At 58.0% G+C, this 5,478-nt stretch carries 3 protein-coding genes; all 3 read left to right on the forward strand.

The window, feature by feature from the left end; genetic code table 11:
* Nucleotides 1–4,025: hemagglutinin repeat-containing protein (locus BLR94_RS26895; RefSeq protein ID WP_208601379.1), on the forward strand; the 4,025-nt coding region annotated here is incomplete at its 5' end.
* A gap of 9 nt (nucleotides 4,026–4,034) precedes the next feature.
* On the forward strand, nucleotides 4,035–4,418 hold the full coding sequence (locus BLR94_RS27430) for a hypothetical protein (protein ID WP_139207534.1): 384 nt from the start codon (nucleotides 4,035–4,037) through the stop codon (nucleotides 4,416–4,418).
* Between the two features lie 176 nt (nucleotides 4,419–4,594).
* A partial coding sequence (locus tag BLR94_RS26900; RefSeq protein WP_208601380.1) for a hemagglutinin repeat-containing protein occupies nucleotides 4,595–5,478 on the forward strand: 884 nt, incomplete at its 3' end.

Below are 5,478 nucleotides of genomic sequence, written 5' to 3' on the forward strand. Positions count from 1 at the left end.
CCAGCCAGGTCACTGCAGGTCGTGACCTCGACCTGGGGGCCGGGCGCGACCTTGTGCTGTCCAGTGCGGCAGACGAAAGCCACACCTATTTCAAGAGCAAGAAGGTCACCGCCAGCAACGACCGCATTACCCAGCAATCGAGCGAAATCCTGGCCGGGCGCGACATCAGCCTCGGCGCCGGCAGCGACCTGAGCCTGATCGCCAGCCGGGTGAAGGCGGGCAACGATGTCGATATCGATGCCGGGCAGGACATCAACATCCTCTCGGCCAAGGACGAAAGCGCCTCCTACTACTTCAAGAAAAGCAAAGGCTCGTTCGGCCGTAGCAAAAGCGAACAGAAGGAAAGCTACGACAGCACCAACATCGCTTCGGTGATCGAGGCGGGCAACGACCTGTCGCTCAACACCAGCACCACCGCCGACGGCGGCCTCAGCCTCGACGGTGGCCGTGACGTCACCGTGATCGGCAGCCGGCTGGTGGCGGGCAATGACCTGACCCTGGGCGCGACCGGCGATATCGCCGTGCTGTCCGGTGTCGAGGAGCATGGCTCCTACTCGAAGAAAACCAAGTCCGGTTTCCTCGGCCTGTCGAAAAGTGGCAAGAGCCAACTGCAGACCACCGCGACCCAGGTCGCCAGCGAACTGGAAGCGGGTAACGACGTGGTCGTCGCCGCAGGCAGCGATCTGCGCCTGCGGGCCAGTACTGTCGCCGCGGGCAACGATGTGGAACTGCGCGCCGGACTGATCGACGAAGACGGCGACATCAACCTGGTGGCGGCCAATGACGAGGCCTACAGCCGTAGCGAGTCGTACAAGAAGAAGGTCGGGCTATCGTTCGGCGATGCGGTTGGATTGGCGGCGGGCTCGCCCTCCTGGGGCGCTGACATTGCCATCTCCAGTGCCAAGAAGCGTGGGCAGGAGGTCATCAGTTCCACCAACGTCGGCAGCCAGGTCAACGCCGAGCGCGATGCCGCGCTGATCGCCGAACGCGACATCAACGTGGTGGGCAGCGGTGTCAGTGCGGGTCGCAACGTGCTGCTCGACGCAGGGCGTGACGTGAACGTGGTGGCGGGCAGCAGCAGCGAACAGGTCACGTCATGGAAGAACACCAAGACCGTCGGTCTTCAGCAAAGCGCGGATGGTAACGGCTTCACCACTTTCGTCGGCGCTGAGGCCCTCAAGGACAAGACCCGCACGGCCGAGCAGACAGCCGCGGCCAGCCAGATAAGCGCTGGGCTCGACCTGGACGTGCGCGCCGGGCGCGACATCCTGCAGCAGGGCTCGGACCTGCAGGCAGGCTATGACCTGAACCTGCATGCGGTGCGCGATATTCGCATCGATGCGGCCAGCGAGCAGTCGACCTACGCCAGGGAGCAGAGCCAGAAACGTACGGGTACGAGTACTACCGTCAACCACAATTTCGAGCGTACCAAGGATGCCATCAGCGGCGCCGGCGAGGGCGAGAACACGGTCAGCCAGGCATCCAGCACACTCAAGGCCGTAGATAGCATCAGCCAGTTCATGGCGGGCCCGACCTTCGATGGGCACCTGGGCAGCACCAGCCAGAGCCAGAGCGTCAGCCAGACCGTGGTCGGCAATCGGGCCTCGACGCTGGAGGCTGGTAATGACATCAACCTGGTTGCCGGCAACGACGCCCTGGTACGTGGTGGGCAATTCCAGGCCGGGCGTGACATCACCGTAACTGGCCAGGACATCGTTCTCGATGTCGCCCGTGGCGAGCAGAGCTATGACAGCCAACAGAGCCAAGGCAAAGGCGGGTTCGTCGGTGGCACCAGCGGTGGTTTCAAGATCGGCATCGGCGGCAGCAAAGGTGTGGCTGGCGAAGAGGGCAGCCAGGGAACTGCCAGTGGTTCTTGGCTCAATGCTCAACGCGACGTCAACCTCAATGCCCGCAACGATCTGAGCCTGATCGGTACCGAAGTCCAGGCGGGGCGTGATATCGACCTCAAGGCTGGTAACGACCTCAGTATTCGTGCGGCACAGAATGCAAGCGGCAGCGAAAGCAGCCGTCGCAGCGGGGGTGGAGAGGTTGGGCTCACCTTTGGCTCGGAAGGTGTTGGCGTCTACGTCAGCGTCAACGTGGGCAAGGGTGATCTGGAGCGTGAGGGCCAGCGCCAGCAGGAGGCCTACCTGTACGCGGGTGACCGCCTGAACTTCAGCAGCGGCCGAGACACCGCCGTGACCGGTGCGCAACTGCACGCCGATGAAGTGACGGGCGATGTGGGGCGGAACCTGATCGTGGCATCGCTCACGGACACGGGCGAGGTCAAAGGCAAGGAGTTCGATGTCAGCGCCACCGCCACCTTCGGGCCGGGAGCGGGCTTCAGCGGTTCGGTTGGCTACGGCGAGACCACGGGCGATACCGACTGGGTCGAGAACCAGACCCGTATCGTGGCGCGGGATCGGCTGGATATCCGTACCGAAGCGCACACACAAATCGATGGCGCCCTGATCGCCTCCGAAACCGGCAACCTCAAGCTGGATACCGATACCCTGGGTTTCAGCGATATCGCGGGTCATGACAAGGAGCGTAGCTACTACCTGAACGTCGGTGGCTCGTACGGCAAGAACGACGCGAAAGATACCCAGCAGGACAGTAGCCAGGAAGGTAAGGGCGAAAAAGGCAAGACCGGCTGGAGCGTCGAAGGCTACGAGTACGAGAAGGATCGCCAACAGATCGTACGGGCCACGGTGGGCGAGGGCGAAATTGTCGTACGTGACGATGCACAGACCGGGCAGGACTCCACAGAGGGCCTCAACCGCGATGTGAGCAAGGCGTACGAGATCACTCGGGACGACGAGGAGCGTACGGATCTGTATGTGACCAAGTCGTCTGTGGAGGCGGTGGCGAATCCGAAGAAGACGCTGGAAACGTGGAAGAAAAATGCTGCGGCCTACGGAGAGAGCAGCGAGGAAGCACTGAACGAACTCGCGAAGCTTTTCATCGCGACCAGTGCTATCGCGCAGGGTAACAGCCTCTCCGAGGTGGAACAGAAGCTTGTTAAACATGATGTTCTTAGATTCTTAGGCAACCGCAATTCAGAAAAGCGGCAGGATGCTGCGCGTCACTTTGTCGATCAGATACCGGGCCAGGCGACTGAGGCACAGAGGCAGGCGGTTGTTGATTACATAGCCACCATGGCTGCGCAAGACCCTGAAGGTGCTTATTCATTCATTTATAAGCTCAGCGTAGCAGCGCAAGGCAATCCATTGCAGAGTAACCTTGCTCAGGCGGCCGGTTTGGCGCTGGCAGGAGTAGGGGCTGTTCTTCTGGTAGCTGCTACGAACCCCGAGTCTATGGAGAATATGACCCAGTTGGGGAATACCATCATGGATTCCGCTGGGCAGGTAGGGGTCGCTGCGGAGGATCAGCTTAAGGTTTCAGCCGAGATATGGGGTCTTTTGATCGGTAAAGGAACCGTATTCCCGATACATGAACTTGATCCCAAGTACGGTACATTAATCAATCCGGCTATTGACCCGGCAACTACTGGAGATGCATCAAGTGGTGGCTATAATGCCGGTGGTTCGGTGGTTACTGTTCCGCATACAGGAGGAAACCAGCTAGACGGGCAACAGGGTAGTGATAGCTATACGACGCCGGAGCATCAGTTGAATCCGGGGAATATGTATAGTGAGTCCGTATCAAAGGATTTAGCAGATTTCCGCAAAGACCTAGGATTACCTCCTGCAGGATCATCTTTGGATAAAAGTACATTGGCGGTTTTGGAGGTGAATGGGCAAAAAATATACGGTATTAATGCGCATGGGCAGCCAGTTTCGGGTGTTAATTCTATTTCCAAAACACATGCTGAGATTGATGTTCTTAATCAAGTTAAGCAGCAGGGGATTAATGTCATAGGAGAGAGTTTGACTTTGTATGTTGATCGACAGCCATGCCGAGCATGTGATCAAAATGGCGGCATTAGATCCATGGTGCGTCAACTAGGACTTAAGGAACTTTCAGTGGTTGGGCCTGACGGAGTCGTTGTGATACGGCCTTAAGGAGGATGGATGAAGTTGTTTATTGATGATCGAGTTGCTAATCGAAGTGGTGATATTGAGCTAGAGTGCCATTGTTATGAACAAGCCATTGCTGCTTTAGGACGATTAAATGGACAAAATCATACGCTTGTAAGCATTGAGCGGGCTGATGGGTGGCAGTTGTGTGTGGGAGGAGGAGGAGCAGATTTTGTTGTTACTCTCAGCTCTCAGTGTGATGAGAATTTCACTTTATTGAATCCTAGTGGTGATGATGGCAATGTTGTGGAGCTTTGTGCTGGTGGCCAGTTTGCTGATTTTTCACGAAATGTTGTTGTTGGTGAAGTTGAGGCTTCTAAAGCTATTCATAATTTCTTTTTGGGAAAAGAAATGGAACTGAATTGGGAGCGAAATTAAACGCGGTAAGACGGATTAATATTTGCAGGATGGATTAGCGAAGCGTAATCCGTCGTTTACCGCGACGTGATCGTCTGACGCATGCATGACGTTTCACAAGCCAATTGCTCTTTAAAAAATAAATAGTTTTTTGAATCATTCGGCGAATACGCCCTACGTCTGATTGCCAGTCGGATGTGCGTGCCGGGCGCGACATCCTCATCGATGCGGCCAATGAGCAATCGAGCTACGCCAGGGAGCAGAGCCAGAAACGTACGGGTACGAGTACTACCGTCAATCACAACTTCGAGCGCACCAAGGACGCGGTAAGTGGTGCTGGCAAAGGCGAGAATACGGTTAGCCAGGCGTCGAGCATCCTCAAGGCGGTCGACAGCGTCAGCCAATTCATGTCCGGGCCGACTTTCGATGGCCATTTGGGCAGCACCAGCCAGAGCCAGAGCGTCAGCCAGACCGTGGTCGGCAATCGGGCCTCGACGCTGGAGGCTGGTAATGACATCAACCTGGTCGCAGGCAACAACGTTGTCATTGATGGCAGTCGTCTGCAGGCAGGGCGTGACATCGCCATCAAGGGTACTGACGTCACGCTGGGTGTCGCGCAGGGTGAATACGCCGTTGATGCTGAGCAACAGCAAGGAAAGGGCGGGATCAAGGGTGGCACCTCCGGTGGCTTCAAGCTCGGCGTGGGTGGCAGCACCGGTACGGCGACCCAGGCAGAGCGACAAGGCACGTCCAGCCCGAGCGAACTGCTGGCGGGCCGCGACCTCAACCTGGAAGCGAGTAACGACCTCAGTCTGGTCGGCACCCGTGCGCAGTCCGGGCGCGATATCAACCTGAACGCGGGTAACGACCTGCTGATCGGTGCGGCGCAGAACCAGAGCAGCACCGATAACGATCGGCGCAACGCCGGTGGCGAAGTCGGCGTGACCGTGGGCAGCGATGGTTTTGGCGTCTATGTCAGTGCCAGCCTGGGCAAAGGCAAGCTGGATCGCGAAGGCGAGCAGATGCAGAACGCCTACCTGTACGCCGGGCGCGACCTGAACTTCGCCAGTGGTCGTGATAC

The sequence above is a fragment of the Phytopseudomonas flavescens genome (assembly GCF_900100535.1).
Lineage (GTDB): Bacteria > Pseudomonadota > Gammaproteobacteria > Pseudomonadales > Pseudomonadaceae > Aquipseudomonas > Aquipseudomonas flavescens.

Coding starts and splice junctions, on each gene's coding strand:
- BLR94_RS27430 (WP_139207534.1), top strand. CDS start 4,035: ATGAAGTTGTTTATTGATGATCGAGTTGCTAATCGAAGTGGTGATATT.